17 protein-coding genes are annotated in these 17,322 nt (G+C 68.1%); all 17 read left to right on the top strand.

What is annotated here, in order from left to right; genetic code table 11:
* The first annotated feature begins 414 nt into the window (after nt 1-414).
* Entirely contained in the window at nt 415-1,839 is a 1,425-nt protein-coding gene (gene vnfD / locus EZJ19_RS01795) for a nitrogenase vanadium-iron protein, alpha chain (protein WP_131444594.1), read from the top strand.
* Nucleotides 1,839-2,192 (top strand): V-containing nitrogenase subunit delta, encoded by a 354-nt coding sequence (vnfG, locus tag EZJ19_RS01800; protein ID WP_131444595.1) that lies wholly within the window; start codon nt 1,839-1,841, stop codon nt 2,190-2,192. The genes vnfD and vnfG overlap by 1 nt, the downstream gene beginning before the upstream one ends.
* 61 nt (nt 2,193-2,253) lie before the next feature.
* Nucleotides 2,254-3,678, top strand: a complete 1,425-nt coding sequence (gene vnfK / locus EZJ19_RS01805; RefSeq protein ID WP_131444596.1) for a V-containing nitrogenase subunit beta — start codon at nt 2,254-2,256, stop codon at nt 3,676-3,678.
* Nucleotides 3,679-3,750: 72 nt separating this feature from the next.
* Nucleotides 3,751-4,647: a hypothetical protein gene (locus EZJ19_RS01810; protein ID WP_131444597.1), complete on the top strand. Its 897-nt coding sequence runs from the start codon at nt 3,751-3,753 to the stop codon at nt 4,645-4,647.
* Nucleotides 4,648-4,867: 220 nt separating this feature from the next.
* Nucleotides 4,868-5,344 carry a NifB/NifX family molybdenum-iron cluster-binding protein gene (locus EZJ19_RS01815; RefSeq protein ID WP_131444598.1) on the top strand — a complete coding sequence of 159 codons (477 nt, stop codon included), beginning with the start codon at nt 4,868-4,870 and terminating at the stop codon, nt 5,342-5,344.
* A 27-nt stretch (nt 5,345-5,371) separates the two neighbouring features.
* Nucleotides 5,372-5,569 carry a Nif11-like leader peptide family natural product precursor gene (locus tag EZJ19_RS01820; RefSeq protein WP_131444599.1) on the top strand — a complete coding sequence of 66 codons (198 nt, stop codon included), beginning with the start codon at nt 5,372-5,374 and terminating at the stop codon, nt 5,567-5,569.
* A gap of 395 nt (nt 5,570-5,964) precedes the next feature.
* On the top strand, nt 5,965-6,636 hold the full coding sequence (locus tag EZJ19_RS01825; RefSeq protein WP_131444600.1) for a hypothetical protein: 672 nt from the start codon (nt 5,965-5,967) through the stop codon (nt 6,634-6,636).
* Nucleotides 6,637-7,128 carry a type II toxin-antitoxin system VapC family toxin gene (locus tag EZJ19_RS01830; protein ID WP_131444601.1) on the top strand — a complete coding sequence of 164 codons (492 nt, stop codon included), beginning with the start codon at nt 6,637-6,639 and terminating at the stop codon, nt 7,126-7,128.
* Between the two features lie 409 nt (nt 7,129-7,537).
* Nucleotides 7,538-8,008, top strand: coding sequence for a division/cell wall cluster transcriptional repressor MraZ (gene mraZ / locus EZJ19_RS01835; protein ID WP_131444602.1), 471 nt, complete (start codon nt 7,538-7,540; stop codon nt 8,006-8,008).
* Nucleotides 8,005-8,982: a 16S rRNA (cytosine(1402)-N(4))-methyltransferase RsmH gene (gene rsmH, locus EZJ19_RS01840; RefSeq protein ID WP_240754613.1), complete on the top strand. Its 978-nt coding sequence runs from the start codon at nt 8,005-8,007 to the stop codon at nt 8,980-8,982. Before mraZ ends, rsmH begins: the two co-directional genes overlap by 4 nt.
* Nucleotides 8,970-9,260, top strand: a complete 291-nt coding sequence (gene ftsL, locus EZJ19_RS01845) for a cell division protein FtsL (RefSeq protein ID WP_131444603.1) — start codon at nt 8,970-8,972, stop codon at nt 9,258-9,260. The genes rsmH and ftsL overlap by 13 nt, the downstream gene beginning before the upstream one ends.
* A complete protein-coding gene (locus EZJ19_RS01850; protein ID WP_131444604.1) occupies nt 9,257-10,975 on the top strand; it encodes a peptidoglycan D,D-transpeptidase FtsI family protein in 1,719 nt (572 codons plus the stop codon). Before ftsL ends, EZJ19_RS01850 begins: the two co-directional genes overlap by 4 nt.
* On the top strand, nt 10,972-12,432 hold the full coding sequence (locus tag EZJ19_RS01855; protein ID WP_131444605.1) for a UDP-N-acetylmuramoyl-L-alanyl-D-glutamate--2,6-diaminopimelate ligase: 1,461 nt from the start codon (nt 10,972-10,974) through the stop codon (nt 12,430-12,432). Before EZJ19_RS01850 ends, EZJ19_RS01855 begins: the two co-directional genes overlap by 4 nt.
* On the top strand, nt 12,419-13,771 hold the full coding sequence (locus tag EZJ19_RS01860) for a UDP-N-acetylmuramoyl-tripeptide--D-alanyl-D-alanine ligase (protein ID WP_131444606.1): 1,353 nt from the start codon (nt 12,419-12,421) through the stop codon (nt 13,769-13,771). Before EZJ19_RS01855 ends, EZJ19_RS01860 begins: the two co-directional genes overlap by 14 nt.
* Nucleotides 13,762-14,847, top strand: coding sequence for a phospho-N-acetylmuramoyl-pentapeptide-transferase (gene mraY / locus EZJ19_RS01865; protein WP_131444607.1), 1,086 nt, complete (start codon nt 13,762-13,764; stop codon nt 14,845-14,847). Before EZJ19_RS01860 ends, mraY begins: the two co-directional genes overlap by 10 nt.
* A 4-nt stretch (nt 14,848-14,851) precedes the next feature.
* The gene (gene murD / locus EZJ19_RS01870; protein ID WP_131444608.1) at nt 14,852-16,228 is read left to right on the top strand and encodes a UDP-N-acetylmuramoyl-L-alanine--D-glutamate ligase; all 1,377 of its coding nucleotides are present in this window, start codon (nt 14,852-14,854) and stop codon (nt 16,226-16,228) included.
* 22 nt (nt 16,229-16,250) lie between these two features.
* Nucleotides 16,251-17,322: putative lipid II flippase FtsW (gene ftsW / locus EZJ19_RS01875; RefSeq protein WP_131444612.1), on the top strand; the 1,072-nt coding region annotated here is incomplete at its 3' end.

Below are 17,322 nucleotides of genomic sequence, written 5' to 3' on the forward strand. Positions count from 1 at the left end.
GCCGCCTCCGTCTTGTCGGCCCGGGTCCGGGCCGCCGTGCCCCGCCCGGGTCGCGGCATTCGGGGCGACCATACGGCCGCTCCCGCAGGCATGGCCTTATCAGGCTAGCGGCTCGCGTCCGGAAGCGTCAGCGACAGGCGACGGACGGTTGCCGAGCCGATGCGGGTGGCCCGGCCGGCCGCCACTGACCGTTCGGAACATTTCCCCCCCGAATGTTCACGCCGGTACGGCGAGGCCGCGCGCCGGCCCGGCGGAGGGGCCCCGCGGCACCCGGTCGCCCTGGCCGGAAACCCTGTGCTGGCAAGGCTTCAAGCCGCTTTTTGGCGGGTTGGCACGCTTGCTGCAATGGCCCCGGCAAGCCCCGGCTCGACGTTGGGTCGGCCGGGGAGCGAATAACCAGGAAAGGAGTCTGCCATGCCCATGGTTCTACTGAAGTGCGACAAGGACATCCCCGAGCGGGAGAAACACATCTACCTGAAGGCGCCCAACGAGGATACCCGCGAGTATCTGCCGCTGGCCAACGCCGCCACCATCCCGGGCACCCTGTCCGAACGCGGCTGCGCCTTCTGCGGCGCCAAGCTGGTGATCGGCGGCGTGCTGAAGGACACCATCCAGATGATCCACGGCCCGATCGGCTGCGCCTACGACACCTGGCACACCAAGCGCTACCCGACCGACAACGGCCACTTCAACATGAAGTACGTCTGGTCCACCGACATGAAGGAAAGCCACATCGTGTTCGGCGGCGAGAAGCGCCTGGAGCAGAGCATGCACGAGGCTTTCGACGAGATGCCCGAGGTCAAGCGCATGATCGTCTACACCACCTGCCCCACCGCCCTGATCGGCGACGACGTCAAGGCGGTGGCCAAGCAGGTGATGAAGGACCGCCCCGACGTCGACATCTTCACCGTCGAGTGCCCGGGCTTCTCCGGCGTCTCCCAGTCCAAGGGCCACCACGTGCTCAACATCGGCTGGATCAACGAGAAGGTCGGCACCCTGGAGCCGGAGATCACCAGCGAGTACACCATGAACTTCATCGGTGACTTCAACATCCAGGGCGATACCCAGCTGCTGCAGACCTACTGGGACCGTCTCGGCATCCAGGTCATCGGCCACTTCACCGGCAACGCCAACTACGACGACCTGCGCAAGATGCACCGCGCCAAGCTCAACGTGGTGAACTGCGCCCGTTCCTCCGGCTACATCGCCAACGAGCTGAAGAAGCAGTACGGCATCCCGCGCCTGGACATCGACTCCTGGGGCTTCAACTACATGGCCGAGGGCATCCGCAAGATCTGCGCCTTCTTCGGCATCGAGGAACGCGGCGAACAGCTGATCGCCGAGGAGTACGCCAAGTGGAAGCCCAAGCTGGACTGGTACAAGGAACGCCTCAAGGGCAAGCGCATGGCCATCTGGACCGGCGGCCCGCGCCTGTGGCACTGGACCAAGTCGGTCGAGGACGACCTCGGCGTGCAGGTGGTGGCCATGTCGTCCAAGTTCGGCCATGAGGAAGACTTCGAGAAGGTCATCGCGCGCGGTCAGGAAGGTACCTATTACATCGACGACGGCAACGAGCTGGAATTCTTCGAGATCATCGACCTGGTCAAGCCGGACGTGATCTTCACCGGCCCGCGCGTCGGCGAGCTGGTCAAGAAGCTGCACATCCCCTACATCAACGGCCACGCCTACCACAACGGCCCGTACATGGGCTTCGAGGGCTTCGTGAACCTGGCCCGCGACATGTACAACGCCGTCTACAACCCGCTCAAGGGCCTGGCCGGCGTCGACATCCGGGAACCGGAGCAGGAAGCGCCCGTACTGCTGAGGGAGGCCGCGTGATGACGACCGAAGCCCTCAACAGCAAGGTGGACGACCTCTACGGCTACGTCCAGGAGCGCTGCCTGTGGCAGTTCTTCTCGCGTGCCTGGGACCGCCAGGAAAACATCGACGGCGTCATGAGCAAGGCCGAGGACATGCTGACCGGCCGCGAGCCGTCGCGCGAGACCCCGACCGACCGCCTGCACTGCGCCGACGCCCTGATCATGGTGCACGACTTCAAGGAACGCTTCCCGTGGATTCGCGAGTCCGGCCCGGACGAGGTCAGGCAACTGCTCGACGGCCTCAAGGAACGCCTGGTGGACCTGACCATCACCAAGTCCACCAACCGCGAACTGCGCCACCACCTGTACTGACCCCGATGCGCGCCGGCTCCGGCCGGCGCGCCCGGATCACCGAATAGAAAAGGAATTCACCATGTCCGATTGCGAAACGCTGGCGAAAGCCGCGCCCGAGGTCAAAGTCGCGGCCAGGGAGCGGGCCGGTGTCATCAACCCCATGTACGACTGCCAGCCGGCCGGCGCCCAGTACGCCGGCATCGGCGTCAAGGACTGCATCCCCCTGGTCCACGGCGGCCAGGGCTGCAGCATGTTCGTGCGCCTGTTGTTTGCCCAGCACTTCAAGGAAAACTTCGACATCGCCTCCACCTCGCTGCACGAGGAATCCGCCGTGTTCGGCGGCACCAAGCGCGTCGAGGAGGGCGTCATGGTCCTGGCCAAGCGCTATCCCAACCTGCGCGTCATCCCGATCATCACCACCTGCTCCACCGAGGTGATCGGCGACGACATCGAAGGCACCATCAACCTGTGCAACGCCGCCCTCAAGCAGGAATTCCCGGACCGCAAGATCCACCTCGCGCCCGTGCACACGCCCAGCTTCAAGGGCAGCCAGGTCACCGGCTATGCCGAGTGCGTGCTGTCCATGTTCAAGACCATCGCCAAGAAGAAGGCCGCGCCGACCGGCAAGCTCAACGTCCTGCCCGGCTGGATCAATCCGGGCGACGTGACCCTGCTCAAGCGTTATCTGGGCGAGATGGGCGTCGACGCCACCGTCTTCATGGACACCGAACACTTCGACTCGCCCATGATGCCGGACAAGTCGATCCAGACCCACGGCCTGACCACGGTCGAGGACATCGAGGCCAGCAGCGGCGCCATCGGCACCCTGGCCCTGGCGCGCTACGAGGGCGGCACCACCGGGACCTGGCTGCAGCAGGAACACGAGGTGCCCAACCACCTGATGGACACCCCGTACGGCATCAAGAACACCGACGCCATGCTGCGCAAGATCAGCGAGATCACCGGCAAGCCGATCCCCGACTCGCTGGTGCGCGAGCGCGGCCTCGCCCTGGATGCCCTGGCCGACCTGGCGCACATGTTCTTCGCCAACAAGAAGGTGGCCATCTATGGCCATCCCGACCTCGTCCTGGGCCTGGCCGAGTTCTGCCTGGAGGTGGAACTGGAGCCGGTGCTGCTGCTGATCGGCGACGACCAGGGCAGCAAGTACAAGAAGGACCCGCGCATCAAGGCCCTGAAGGACAAGGTCCACTTCGACATGGAAGTCGTGCACAACGCCGACCTGTGGGAGCTGGAACGCCGCATCACCAAGGGCGAGATCAAGCTGGACCTGATCATGGGCCACTCCAAGGGCCGCTACATCAGCATCTACAACAACATTCCGATGGTGCGCGTGGGCTTCCCCACCTTCGACCGGGCCGGCCTGTACCGCAAGCCGACCATGGGCTACCAGGGCGCCATGGAACTGGCCGAGTCGATCGCCAACGCCATGTTCGCGCACATGGAATACAACAAGGACAAGGAGTGGATCCTGAACACGTGGTAAGCCGCGTGCCGCGGAACCCCGTCCCCTCTGACGCGGGGTTCCGCTTTTTTCCGACCCGACGGAACCGAACCGATGAATCCGATTAGTGACCTCCTGACCGACGCCTGCCTGAGCCGGTTTGCTATAGACCTCCGCCTGCCCGAACACCGGCAGATCGAGCTCTATACCAAGCGCAAGAGTCTGGCGTTCCAGGACCCGGCCCCGGCGCGGACCTTGCCCGCCGACCTGCTCGGCGTCCTGGTTGCGCACCAGCTCCTGGAGCGCGCCTTGCTGGCGGCCGACGACGCCCTCATGGACGGCGTGGCGTCCTGGCAGCGCTACCTGGCCCTGCCGCGCAAGAGCGCCACCGACAAGCTGGTGGCCGAGGTGTACCGCCTCCTGCGCATCGTCCGGATCGCCGCCGGGCACCGCCAGGGCCATATCGAGTTCGACGACGGCCTGGTGCGCATCGCCTGCGTGTTCCAGCGCTGTTCGCTGTCCCTCAACATCACGCCGGTCGGCCTGGCGCTCCTGCAGTCCTTCGTCCGGGTCTGGCTCGACGCCCCCCGGCAGCCGTACGGCGAAGCCTACGTCGAGGCGCTGCTCGGCCAGTACTTCGCCGACATCGTCCTCGAGGTGCGCAAGTTCGCCGACGAGGACCGCGTCCTCTACCAGTTCCAGCAGCGCCGCTACTTCAACCGCCACCAGCGCCTGGATTGCGACAACCCGAAGTTCGGCGTGTGCGACGGCGCGATCCGCTTCGAGATCGGCGCCCTGTACGCCGATCCCGTGCGCTACCCGATCGACTTCTTTGTCGCCGTCAACGACCGCCTGCACGTCGTCCCGGTGGAGGCGCTCAAGGACGGCGCCCTGGCCGAGGCCGACCTGCCGCGCTGGCAGACCCGTACCCCATTCGAAACCGCCCTGCCCGCCAGCTTCCGCGCCCGCTTCGGCCGCGAAGTGATGGTGGTCGGGCTGCCCATGACCTGAGTGGCCATGAATAAATCTACTGCGCGCCCCGATAGCTGCGTTGGGCGGTATTGGCTCCGGCCGCTTCGCTTAACTTCGGTCATACCGAAGTTAGCCTACGCCGAAACTGCGTTTTCGTTCCTCGCCTATCTATCCGATCTGTCTCGTCGCTGCGTTCCGTCCGCCTTGCTCTCGGGCCGCTCGCTACGATTTCTTCATCGCCACTGACCAGGAGACCGCCATGCCCGAACCCGGACACGTCAAGATCGCCGTCACCACCAACAGCCTGACCCACGTCGACGTCGGCTTCACCCAGGCCCAGCAGATCGTCTTCTACGACGTCAGCCGGGACGGCTACGAATTCGTCGACAGCATGCGCTTCGCCGGTGGCCCCGGCGGCGGCAAGGGCAAGGCCGGCGGCGGCTGCTGGATGAAGGAGATGGAGGCCGACGCGGGCGCCGGCGCCGACCGCCTGACGCCGCGCATCGAGGCCGTGCAGGGCTGCCAGGTGGTATTCACCAAGGGGCTGTCCGACCTCGCCGCGGTGCGCCTGCGCGATGCCCAGGTGTTCCCGGTGAAAATGGAGACCGGGCGCGAGATCGACGAGGTGATCGACTACCTGCAGCGCATGATGCAGGGCCGGCCGCCGCTCTGGCTGCGCAAGGCCATGGGCCACGCGCAGCCGAATCCCGCCTATCAGGTCGGCGTCGCGGCCTGAGCCGGTCTGCCGAGAACGGAGACCGCCATGTCAGTCGAATCCGCCGCCGCCTACATCCGCCGCATGCGTTCCGACGACGCCTTCCGGCGCCGCATCAACGAATGCACCGACGAGTCCGCCAACTGGGCCTACCTGAAGGAGGAGGGCTTCGAGTTCTCGCTCCAGGAGTTCAAGCAGGCCCAAGAGGTGATCTACAAGGAGTACGGCATCGTGCCGGAGTTCTAGCGCCGGCGGCGGGGCCGAAACGCTCTTTCCCGGGGCGAAATCATCGCGTCTGACCGCTGATGCGCGCGCCATATGATCATGACCGTCGGCGGGTTTGACCCCTACGGTCTCGCGGGAGGGAGGGTGCTCATGGAGGGCCGCTTTCCCAGAATCGTTTCGGGCGTTGTCGCCTCTGGTCCGCGCTTCATACCAAACCGCTAATCGGACCGCGCTGCCCATGAACAGCCGCCTAGATTTTGGCCTGCTAGCAAGCTTTTGCCAGAGGTTTGGCTGCCATTTAGGGGATTGGAGTTGCCGGGTTTCCTTTGACGCGGAAAGCATGATTGAGCTAAGTTCGAACCATGAATACAACCTTTGATTTCCGAATTGACACATGGAAGCCGGATACGCTTCCCATGGCCCGTCTGGCCGAATATTTGGCCCGTCTGGCGGTGTTGTTTGGAAACAAGGAGCATGTTCATTTCATGAAGGTGCGCAAGGGCAGTGCCATCCCCGAGATCGTGGTGGACGAACCCGCCGTATCCAAGGTCAAGGCGCGCTTGAGTCTGGTTAGTACGCAGGATGCCCCTGAAGACCTTGCGCGCGCCAACCGCGACATCAATCGCATGCTGCGTGACGACAATGCCAGCGGTGTACTCCGGCTAAAGGCCGGCGCCAACATCCTGGAATTCCCTGGCCGCAAGACGCCCTTGGCGGAAGAGGCCGTGGTGTATGAGCTCGGGGAAGTAGATGGCGTCATCATCCGCGTCGGCGGCAAGGATGAAACCGTCCCGGTCCTGATGGAAGGTGAACAGGGTGTCTACTACCACTGTAATGCCAGCCGGGAAGATGCCCGTAAACTAGCAGCCTTTCTCTTCGGACAAACGATACGGGTGATCGGTCGCGGTAAGTGGCGACGGACTCAGGAAGGCGAGTGGGAGTTAGAGAGCTTCGATATCAAGGATTTCGAGGTTTTGGATGAAACGCCATTGGTGGATGTCATTGCCGGTATGCGGACCCTGAAGGGTAGCCACTGGAACGAGATGGACGATCCCCAAGCCGAGTTGAAGCGTCTGCGGGGCGCGTAAATGGTCGTCTTCGACGCCGGCGTACTTATTGACCTGTTCCATCCCCGCACCCATCCGGACCGCAAGGCCAAGCTTGAACACCTCATCGCCGATCTTCAGCGTAAGAAGATCAAGATTGTTATCCCCACTCCCGCGCTGTCCGAGTTCCTGGCGCGGGCCGGCAAAGCCAGAGATGACTACTACGCCCGATTGAGCGGTTCGTCTGCCTTCAAGATTGTCGCCTTCGACAGCCGTGCTTCCCTGGAATGTGCCTTGCTGCTGGATGCCGCGTTGACCAGCGGAGACAAACGGCACCAAGCCAAGACCTGGGCCAAGGCCAAGTTCGACTGGCAGATCGTTGCCATCGCGAAGGTGGCCAATGCCAGGACGGTCTACTCGGACGATGGCGACGTTGCCCGCATCGGTCAACGCTACGGCCTGGCGGTGATCAAGACCGATGACCTGCCCTTGCCGGATGCCGCGCGGCAAACGGAGTTGGATTTGCCCGAGTAGGGGCTGGCGTCCCGCTGGGCGTACTAGTCACTTCGGTGCGATTCCATATTCTGGCGGCCGGTGTCTTCCCCTGAGCATTTCCCCATTCCCCTTGCCACGACTGGCCTGAGTGCTTCTGCCTAGGCGGCGCCGGTCGCCGGCGCGTCCGCGGGGCGCCGGATTCGGTCGAGAACCCGGTTCTTTCCCCGTTTCCGGGCTGTTCTTCATAAACAACTTTAAGTACGCTCCGTAGGGCGTTAATTTCGATTGCATAGTGCCTCGTGATCTCCTCGTAAGTCATTGTTGTCATTAAAAAAATAACGAGATTCTGTCCTTGACTCCGCGGCTGCCGCTTCTCTATAGTGGGCGCAGGTGGGAGTTTGTGGAGGAAAGTGGGGTTAAGTGGAGATGCTTACCCCCGGGGACTGCGATGTTTAGAGGTGCGACGCCAATCGCGCTGGACGGCAAAGGCCGCCTGGCGATACCGACCAAATACCGTGACATGCTGATGCAGCGTTGCGAAGGTCGGCTCGTCCTCACGCTCGACCCGAGTTCCTGCCTGCTGCTCTATCCCTTCCCGGAATGGGAACCCATCGAACGGAAACTCAACGCCCTGCCCAGCTTCGATCCGCTCGCCCGGCGCATGCAGCGCCTCCTGGTGGGTTCGGCAACCGACCTGGACATGGACAATGCCGGCCGCATCCTGCTGCCCGCCCTGTTGCGCGAACGCGCCCACCTCGAACGCGAGGTGGTGCTGATCGGCCAGGGCAACAAGTTCGAGATCTGGAACGAGGCGGCCTGGCAGGCCCAGTGCGACGCGGTCACGGAATTGCCGGCGCAACTCGACGAGGCGATGCGCCGCGGCGAGGCGCCGGACGGCCTCAAGGGCTTCTCGCTGTGACCGGGGCGAACCAGGAGCCGGTGGCCGGGACGCACGTCACCGTTCTGCTCGAGGAAGCCGTGGCGGCGCTCGAGGTCAAGCCGGACGGCACCTACGTGGACGCCACCTTCGGGCGCGGCGGCCACAGCCGGGCGATCCTGGCGCGCCTGGGCGCGGCCGGCCGGTTGCTGGCATTCGACCGCGACCCCGAGGCGGTGGCGGTCGGGCGCGGCTGGGACGACGCCCGCTTCACGCTCGCCCATGCCCCTTTCAGCCAGTTGGCCGAGGTGGCGCGCGCGCACGGCGTGGCGGCGGCGGACGGCATCCTGTTCGATCTCGGCGTGTCGAGCCCGCAGATCGACAGCGCGGAACGCGGTTTCAGCTTCCGCCACCAGGCGGCGCTGGACATGCGCATGGACACGACGCGCGGCATGAGCGCGGCGGAATGGCTCAACGGGGCGCCCGAGGAGGAGATCGCCCGGGTAGTGAGGGACTATGGCGAAGAGCGGTTTGCTAAGTCGGTTGCAAAGGCGATTGTCGCGGCGCGCGCGCTCGAACCGATCACCACGACCCGCCGACTGGCGGAAATCGTCGCCGGTGCGGTACGCACCCGCGAGCGCGGCCAGGATCCGGCCACGCGCACCTTTCAGGCTATCCGGATTCACGTTAACCGCGAGCTTGAGGAAATTGCCGACGCGCTGCCGGATGCGCTCGACATGCTGCGCCCGGGCGGCCGCCTGGCGGTGATCAGCTTCCATTCCCTGGAGGACCGCCTGGTCAAGCGCTTCATGCGCGACGAGAGCCGGGGCGAGGAACTGCCGCCCGAGATTCCGGTCACCGGCAGCACGGCGGACCAGGGCCGCCTGCGTCTGGTGGGCCGGGCGATCCGGCCGTCGGCCGCCGAGGTGGCGCGCAACCCGCGTGCCCGCAGCGCCGTCCTGAGGGTGGCGGAACGGACCCGCGTGGGTGCGAGGGAGGGGGTATGTTCAAGCTGACCTTGCCCCTGGCGATCGTCCTGGCCGTCTGCGCCCTCGCCGTCGTCACTGCGCGCCATCAGGCGCGCAAGTTGTTTGTGGAACTCCAGTCCCAGGAGCGCCAGGGCCGCGAGTTGGACATCGAATGGGGCCGCCTGCAACTCGAGCAGAGCACCTGGGCCATGCACGCCCGGATCGAGCAGATCGCCCGCGGCCAGTTGCAGATGTCGGTACCCGACCTGAAGCACATCGAAGTCGTCCGCGCCGATGCCCAGGCCGCGCCGGAGGCCGCGCGATGAGCCGCAAGGGCTTGCTCCCGCGCGACCTGCAACGCTGGCGCATGCGTCTGGTGATGACGCTGGTGTTCGGCGGCTTCGCCACCCTGAGCGTGCGCGCCGCCTACCTGCAGGGCTGGCAGAACGACTTCTTGAACAAGCAGGGCGAGATCCGCGTCCAGCGCGTCCTCGAGATCCCCGCCCACCGCGGCATGATCACCGACCGGCGCGGCGATCCCCTGGCGATCAGCACGCCGGTCGAGTCGATCTGGCTCAACCCGAGCGAGGCCGACGCCAGCCCGAAGCAGATCCAGGCCCTGGCCAGCCGGCTGGGCGCGGAGCCCGACGAGCTCCGCCACCTGTTCGCCGACAAGGCCAAGACCTTCGTCTACCTCAAGCGCCAGTTGCCGCCCGAGGTCGCCGACGCCGCCCTCGCGCTCGCCGTCAAGGGCGTCCACGGCACGCCGGAGTTCCGCCGCTACTACCCGGCCGGCGAGGTCATGGGCCAGGTGCTGGGCGTCACCGGGGTCGACGACCGCGGCCTGGAGGGCCTCGAATACGCCTACCAGTCCTGGCTGGCCGGCGAGCCGGGCGCCAAGCGGGTGGTGCGCGACCGCCTGGGCAACGTCATCGAGGTCCTCGACCAGGTGCGCGCCCCCAAGCACGGCCAGGACCTGACCCTGAGCATCAACCTCCAACTGCAGTACCTGGCCTACCGCGAACTGGCCGCCGCGGTGAACGAATTCCACGCCCGCGCGGCCGCCGTGGTGGTGCTGGACGCCCGCACCGGCGAGGTCCTGGCGCTGGTCAACGTGCCCACCTACAACCCCAACAACCGCGCAACGATGACCCGCGACAGCGGTCGCAACCGTGCCGTCACCGACACCTACGAGCCCGGCTCGACCATGAAGCCGTTCGTCATCGCGGCCGCCCTGGAGGCCGGCGTGGTGACCCCGGAGACGCGCATCGACACCGGGCCGGGCTGGTTCATGGTCGGGGAGAAGCGGATCAGCGACGTGCACGCCAAGGGCGTCATCGACATCGCCGAGACCATCAAGGTGTCGAGCAACGTCGCCGCCGCCAAGATCGCCCTGGACATGAAGTCCGAGGACTTCTGGGCGATGCTCAACCGGGCCGGCTTCGGCACGCCGCCGGGGTCCGGCTTCCCGGGCGAGGCCGGCGGCCGCCTGCGCCCCTACGAGACCTGGCGCCCGATCGAGAAGGCCACCATGGCCTATGGCCACGGCCTCTCGGTCAGCCTGCTGCAACTGGCGCGCGCCTACTGCGCCTTCGCCGACGACGGCGTCCTGCCCCGGATCACCATGCTCAAGCATCCCGACGCCGCGGTCGGCGTCCGGGTCATGCAGGCGCACACCGCACGTACCCTGCGCGAGATGATGGAGGCGGTCACCCACGAGGGCGGCACCGCGCCCCAGGCCCGGGTCATGGGCTACCGCGTGGCCGGCAAGACCGGAACCGCGCACAAGGCCCAGAAGGGCGGCTACGCCGCCAACAAGTACATCGCCTCGTTCGTCGGCCTGGCGCCGGTGTCCGATCCGCGCCTGGTGGTGGCGGTCATGATCGACGAGCCGGCCGGCCGGGAATACTACGGCGGCCAGGTCGCCGCGCCGGTGTTCAGCAAGGTCATGGCCGGCGCGCTGCGCTTCATGGCCATCGCCCCGGATGCGCCCCTGGAAGACATCCCGGCGCCGAGCAGCGTGGTGGGGGAGGCGACATGAGCGCCGCCGCCGTTCTGGCCGCCGAACTGCGCGCCCGCCTGCCGGGTGCCGCCGGGCTGACCGCCGACAGCCGCAAGGTGCGTCCCGGCGACGTCTTCCTGGCCATGCCGGGCGCCGTCCACGACGGCCGCGCCCACATCCCGGCCGCGCTCGCCGCCGGGGCCGCCGGCATCGTCTGGGAGGCCGAGGGGTATGCCTGGCCGGCCCAATACGAGGTGGCCAACTGGCCGGTCGCCGGCCTGGCCGGCATCGCCGCCGGGCTGGCCGGAGAGTGGTGGCAACGCCCCTCGGAAACGCTCTGGATGGTCGGCATCACCGGCACCAACGGCAAGACCTCGTGCAGCCACTGGCTGGCCGATTGCCTGGGCCGCCTGGGCCGCCGCACCGCAGTCATCGGCACCCTGGGCAACGGCTTCCCCGATGCCCTCGCCGGCGCCAGCCACACCACCCCCGACGCGGTCTCCCTGCAGGGCCTGCTGGCCGGCTACCGGGACGCCGGCGCCGCCGGGGTCGCCATGGAGGTCTCCTCGCACGCCCTCGACCAGGGCCGCGTGGCCGGCGTGGCCTTCGACGTCGCCGTGCTGACCAACCTGTCGCGCGACCACCTCGACTACCACGGCGACATGGCCAGCTACGCCCACGCCAAGGCCCGCCTGTTCGACTGGCCGGGCCTGGGCTGGGCCGTGCTCAACCAGGAGGACGAGCTGGGCCGGCGCCTGTACGCCGACCTGGCCGGCCGGCCGGTCGAGCGCCTGGGCTACGGCTTCGGCGCCGGCGAGGTGCGCGGCAGCGACCTGCGCCTGTCCGCCGACGGCCTCGCCATGAACGTGGCCACGCCGTGGGGCGGCGGCGAGCTGCGCGCCGCCCTGATGGGCCGCTTCAACGCCGACAACCTGCTCGCCTGCCTGGCCGCCCTGCTCGCCAGCGGCGTCGACCTGGAGGCGGCGCTGGCCGTGCTCGGCCAGGTCCGGCCGGCGCCCGGGCGCATGCAACGGGTCGCCGGGCCGGCCGGCACGCCGACCCTGGTGGTCGACTACGCGCACACCCCGGATGCCCTGGAAAAGGCCCTCGCCACCCTGCGGCCGTTGACCGCCGGCCGCCTGCTCTGCGTATTCGGCTGCGGCGGCGGCCGCGACCGCGGCAAGCGTCCGCTCATGGGCGAGGTCGCGGCGCGTTTGGCCGACCTCGCCATCGTCACCAGCGACAACCCGCGCAACGAGGACCCGGCCGCCATCGTGGCCGAGATCCGCGCCGGCATGTCGGGCGCCGAGCGGGTCGAGCCGGACCGCGGCCAGGCCATCGCCGAGGCCATCGCCCTGGCCGGGCCCGACGACGTCGTCCTGGTCGCCGGCAAGGGCCACGAGGATTACCAGGAAGTCCAGGGCGAACGGCGGCCGTTCTCCGACGTCGCCGTGGCGCAACAGCTACTCGAGGAGCAAGTCCATGCGTCTGCATGAAGCCGCGTCCGCCCTGCAAGCGTCGGCGGTCGGGCCGGACGTGGAATTCACCACGGTGTCGACCGACAGCCGGGAACTGCCGCCGGGGGCCCTGTTCGTGGCCCTGCGCGGCGGCCGCCACGACGGCCACCACTACGCCGCCAAGGTGCTCGAACAGGGCGCCGCGGCGGTCATGGTGGAGGCCTCGGCCGGCCTCGACGTTTCCCCGGCCATCGTCGTGCGCGACACCCGCGAGGGCCTCGGCCGCCTGGCCGCCTGGCATCGCGGCCGGATGCCGGCGCGCATCCTGGCGGTGACCGGCAGCAACGGCAAGACCACGGTCAAGGAGATGCTCGCCGGCATCCTGCGCGGCCATGCCGGCGAGGCCGCCGTGCTGGCGACCCGGGGCAACTTCAACAACGAGATCGGCATGCCGCTGACCCTGCTCAGGCTCACCCCCGAGCATCGCTACGGGGTCCTTGAGATGGGCATGAACCATCCCGGCGAACTCGATTACCTGAGCCGCCTGGCCAGTCCCGACGTCGCCCTGGTCAACAACGCCCTGCGCGCCCACCTGGAAGGCCTGGGCACCGTGGAGGCGGTGGCCCACGCCAAGGGCGAGGTCTACAACGGCCTGCGGCCCGACGGCGTCGCCCTGGTCTGTGCCGACGACCCCCACGCCGGGCTCTGGCGGGCCATGGCCGGCGAGTGCCGGGTGGTGACCTTCGGGGTGCACGCCGGCGACGTGCGGGCCGACTACCGGCTGCACGAGCACGGTGCCGAGCTGACCCTGCACACGCCGGCCGGTGCTTTCCCCGCCGAGCTCAACGTGCCCGGCCTGCACAACGTCCGCAACGCGGTCGCGGCGGCGGCGGCGGCCTGGGTGCTCGGCGTGCCGCCGGCGGACATCGCCCGCGGCCTGGCGGTCTTCGCCGGCGTCAAGGGCCGCCTGCAGGCGCACCCCTGCATCCTCGGCGCCCAGCTGATCGACGACACCTACAACGCCAACCCGGATTCCGTCACCGCCGCCATCGCCGTCCTGGCGGCGCGCCGCGGCCTGCGCATCCTGGTGCTCGGCGACATGGGCGAGCTCGGCCCCAGCGCCCTCGAACTGCACCGCGAGATCGGCGTCGCCGCCAAGCAGGCCGGCATCGACCGCCTGCTCTGCCTGGGCGAGCTGGCGGCCGAGGCGGCCAGAACCTTCGGCGCCGGGGCGATGCACTTCGAACGCATCGAGGAACTGCTGGCCGAGATCGAAAACGCGCTCGGCCCCGACACCGTGGTCCTGGTCAAGGGTTCCCGTTTCATGAAGATGGAACGGGTGGTGAATTCATTCGTGGAGGGGCACGTATGCTCCTGATGCTCGCCCAGTGGCTCGGCCACGACATCCGGGCGTTCAACGTGTTCGGCTACATCACGCTGCGCGCCGTCCTGGCGGCCCTGACCGCCCTGGTGATCTCGTTCATCGTCGGGCCGCGCATGATCCGCAAGCTGGCCGAACTGAAGGTCGGCCAGCCGGTCCGCGACGACGGTCCCCAGACCCACCTGGTCAAGGCCGGCACGCCGACCATGGGCGGCGCCCTGATCCTGTCGGCGATCGCCTTCACCACCCTGCTCTGGGCCGACCTCGCCAACCGCTACGTCTGGATCGCCCTGATCTCGCTGCTCGGCTTCGGCGCCATCGGCTGGGCCGACGACTGGCTCAAGGTGGTGCGCAAGAACCCCAAGGGCCTGGCCTCGCGCTGGAAGTACTTCTGGCAGTCGGCGATCGCCCTGGTGGTCGCCGCCTGGCTGGCCTGGTCCGCCCACTTGCCGGCCCAGACCGAGCTGATCGTGCCCTTCTTCAAGCATGTCGTCATGCCCCTGGGCGTGGTCGGCTTCGTGGTCCTGACCTATTTCGTGATCGTCGGTTCGAGCAACGCGGTCAACCTGACCGACGGCGCCGACGGCCTCGCCATCCTGCCCACCGTGATGGTGGCCGGCGCCCTGGCCGTGTTCTCCTACGTGGCCGGCCACGCCGTGTTCTCCAAGTACCTGGGCCTGCCGTTCATCCCGGGCGCCGGCGAGTTGGTGGTGTTCTGCTCGGCCATGGTCGGCGCCGGCCTCGCCTTCCTGTGGTTCAACGCCTATCCGGCCGAGGTGTTCATGGGCGACGTCGGCGCCTTGGCGCTGGGTGCGGCCCTGGGCGTGGTCGCGGTGATCGTGCGCCAGGAGATCGTCCTCTTCATCATGGGCGGCGTGTTCGTCGCCGAGACCGTCTCGGTGATGCTCCAGGTCGGCTCCTACAAGCTGCGCGGCAAGCGCGTCTTCCTGATGGCGCCGATCCACCACCACTACGAGAAGAAGGGCTGGAAGGAAACCCAGGTGGTGGTCCGGTTCTGGATCATCTCGATGATCCTGGTCCTCATCGGCCTCGCTTCCCTGAAGCTGCGGTGATGCGATGACGACGTCCTACACTCCCTCCGGCAAGAAGGCCCTGGTCGTCGGCCTGGGCGACACCGGCGCCGCCTGCGTCGCCTGGCTGCGCGCCGAGGGCGCCGAGGTGCGCGCCACCGACAGCCGGGCGGCACCGCCGCACGCCGGCCGCGTCGCCGCGGCCCACCCCGACGTCAAGCTGACCGTGGGCGGCTTCGACGCGGCCGATTTCGCCTGGGCCGACCTCATCGTGGTCAGTCCCGGCGTGGCCCTGGCGACGCCGGAAATTCAGGCCGCCCTGGCGGCCGGCAAGGACGTCGCCGGCGACGTCGAACTGTTCGCCCGCGCCGTCGCCGGCAGCCCGGCCAAGGTCATCGCCATCACCGGCGCCAACGGCAAGAGCACCGTCACCAGCCTGGCCGGCCATCTCTGCGCCGCGGCCGGCCTGGACACCGTGGTGGCCGGCAACATCGGCCTGCCGGTCCTCGATGCCCTCGCCGCGCGCGCCGGCCGTGCCCCCGACGTCTGGGTCCTGGAGCTGTCCAGCTTCCAGCTCGAGACCACCGCCAGCCTGCGTCCGACCGCCGCCACGGTGCTCAACATCTCCGAGGACCACATGGACCGCTACGCCAGCCTGGCCGACTACGCGGCCGCCAAGGCGCGCGTGTTCAGCGCCGGCCTGCAGGTCCTCAACCGCGACGACCCCCTGGTCATGGCCATGGCGCGGCCCGGGGCCGAGATCGAGACCTTCGGCCTGGCGGCCGGCGCGGGCGCGACCGAATGGGGCATCGTCAGCCAGGATGGCCGCCGTTGGCTGGCCCGGGGCGGGGAATGTCTGTTCCCGGTCGACGCGCTGCCCATTACCGGCCTGCACAATGCCGCCAATGCCCTGGCCGCCCTGGCCCTGTGCCGGGCGGTCGGCCTGACGGACGCCGCCATGCTGGCCGCCCTGCCGACCTTCAAGGGCCTGGCGCACCGGGTCGAGTTCGTCGCCGAGGTCGCCGGTCGCCGCTTCTACGACGATTCCAAGGGCACCAACGTGGGTGCCACCGCCGCCGCCCTCAAGGGCTTCACCGTGCCGGTGGTGCTGATCGCCGGCGGCGACGGCAAGGGCCAGGATTTCACGCCCCTGCGCGACGCCGTGGCGAACACCCGCGCCGTGGTCCAGATCGGCCGCGACGGCCCCCTGGTCGAGGCCGCCATCGCCGGCGCCTGCCCGGTCTACCGGGCCGAGACGATGCCGGAGGCGGTCGCCCGGGCCTACGCCCTGTCGCAGCCCGGGGACGCCGTCGTGCTTTCGCCGGCCTGCGCGAGCTGGGACATGTTCCGCAACTACGCCCACCGCGCCGAGGTGTTCATCGCCGCCGTACGCGCCCTGCCGGAGCCGCCGCGTGTTCCATAACGCCGCCCTCCGCCGGACCGCCATGGCCCCCTACGACTGGCCGCTGCTGTGGACCGTCCTGGCCCTGCTCGGCCTCGGCCTGGTGATGGTGTACTCGGCCTCCACCGCCATCGCCGAGGCGCGCAGCGCGAGCCACCAGCCGGCCTACTACATGGTCCGCCACGGCACCTACCTGGTCGCCGGCCTGGCGATCGCCTACGGCGTCTTCCAATTGCCCTCCAACCTGTGGCAGAAGACCGCGCCGTGGCTGTTCGCGGTCGGCGTCCTGCTGCTCCTCCTGGTGTTGATCCCCGGGGTCGGCAAGGTGGTGTACGGCAGCCGGCGCTGGATCCCGCTCGGTCCGATCGGCAATTTCCAGCCGTCCGAGTTCGTCAAGCTGTTCACCATCGTCTATGCCGCCGACTACACGGTGCGCAAGGCGGCCATGATGCACGACCTGCGCCAGGGCTTCCTGCCCATGTTCCTGGTCATGGCGATGGTCGGCTTCCTGCTCCTGCTGGAACCCGACTTCGGCGCCTTCGTCGTGATCGTCGCCATCGCCCTGGGCATCATCTTCCTGGGCGGCTTCAACGCCCGTCTGTTCCTCGGCCTGACCACCATGCTGGCGATCAGCTTCGTGCTCATGATCGTCACCTCGGACTACCGGCGCGAGCGCGTGCTCGGCTATCTCGACCCCTGGAAGGACCCCTACGGCGCCGGCTACCAGCTGTCGCACGCCTTGATCGCCTTCGGCCGCGGCGAGTGGACCGGGGTCGGCCTGGGCGACAGCGTCGAGAAGCTGTTCTACCTGCCCGAGGCCTACACCGACTTCCTGCTCGCGGTGATCGGCGAGGAACTCGGTTTCGCCGGCGTCGTCGTGGTCATCGGCCTGTTCGCCTGGCTGGTCTGGCGCGCCTTCTCGATCGGCTGGCAGGCCGCCCTCATGGGCCGCAATTTCCAGGCCCTGGTGGCCCAGGGCGTGGGCATCTGGATGGCGGTGCAGGGCTTCATCAACATGGGCGTCAACCTCGGCCTCCTGCCGACCAAGGGCCTGACCCTGCCGCTGATGAGCTACGGCGGTTCCGGCATCGTCGCCAACTGTCTGGCGATCGCCC

The sequence above is a fragment of the Parasulfuritortus cantonensis genome, assembly GCF_004337445.1.
GTDB classification, from domain to species: Bacteria; Pseudomonadota; Gammaproteobacteria; order Burkholderiales; family Thiobacillaceae; genus Parasulfuritortus; species Parasulfuritortus cantonensis.

Bases quoted from the DNA above. Each gene is read 5' to 3' on its own strand.
- EZJ19_RS01825 (WP_131444600.1), top strand. From the start codon at position 5,965: ATGGCCCGTCTGGCCGAATATTTGGCCCGTCTGGCGGTGTTGTTTGGA.
- vnfK (WP_131444596.1), top strand. From the start codon at position 2,254: ATGTCCGATTGCGAAACGCTGGCGAAAGCCGCGCCCGAGGTCAAAGTC.
- EZJ19_RS01855 (WP_131444605.1), top strand. From the start codon at position 10,972: ATGAGCGCCGCCGCCGTTCTGGCCGCCGAACTGCGCGCCCGCCTGCCG.
- murD (WP_131444608.1), top strand. From the start codon at position 14,852: ATGACGACGTCCTACACTCCCTCCGGCAAGAAGGCCCTGGTCGTCGGC.
- EZJ19_RS01820 (WP_131444599.1), top strand. From the start codon at position 5,372: ATGTCAGTCGAATCCGCCGCCGCCTACATCCGCCGCATGCGTTCCGAC.
- EZJ19_RS01860 (WP_131444606.1), top strand. From the start codon at position 12,419: ATGCGTCTGCATGAAGCCGCGTCCGCCCTGCAAGCGTCGGCGGTCGGG.
- vnfD (WP_131444594.1), top strand. From the start codon at position 415: ATGCCCATGGTTCTACTGAAGTGCGACAAGGACATCCCCGAGCGGGAG.
- ftsL (WP_131444603.1), top strand. From the start codon at position 8,970: ATGTTCAAGCTGACCTTGCCCCTGGCGATCGTCCTGGCCGTCTGCGCC.
- mraY (WP_131444607.1), top strand. From the start codon at position 13,762: ATGCTCCTGATGCTCGCCCAGTGGCTCGGCCACGACATCCGGGCGTTC.
- EZJ19_RS01810 (WP_131444597.1), top strand. From the start codon at position 3,751: ATGAATCCGATTAGTGACCTCCTGACCGACGCCTGCCTGAGCCGGTTT.
- vnfG (WP_131444595.1), top strand. From the start codon at position 1,839: ATGACGACCGAAGCCCTCAACAGCAAGGTGGACGACCTCTACGGCTAC.
- mraZ (WP_131444602.1), top strand. From the start codon at position 7,538: ATGTTTAGAGGTGCGACGCCAATCGCGCTGGACGGCAAAGGCCGCCTG.
- EZJ19_RS01850 (WP_131444604.1), top strand. From the start codon at position 9,257: ATGAGCCGCAAGGGCTTGCTCCCGCGCGACCTGCAACGCTGGCGCATG.
- EZJ19_RS01815 (WP_131444598.1), top strand. From the start codon at position 4,868: ATGCCCGAACCCGGACACGTCAAGATCGCCGTCACCACCAACAGCCTG.
- EZJ19_RS01830 (WP_131444601.1), top strand. From the start codon at position 6,637: ATGGTCGTCTTCGACGCCGGCGTACTTATTGACCTGTTCCATCCCCGC.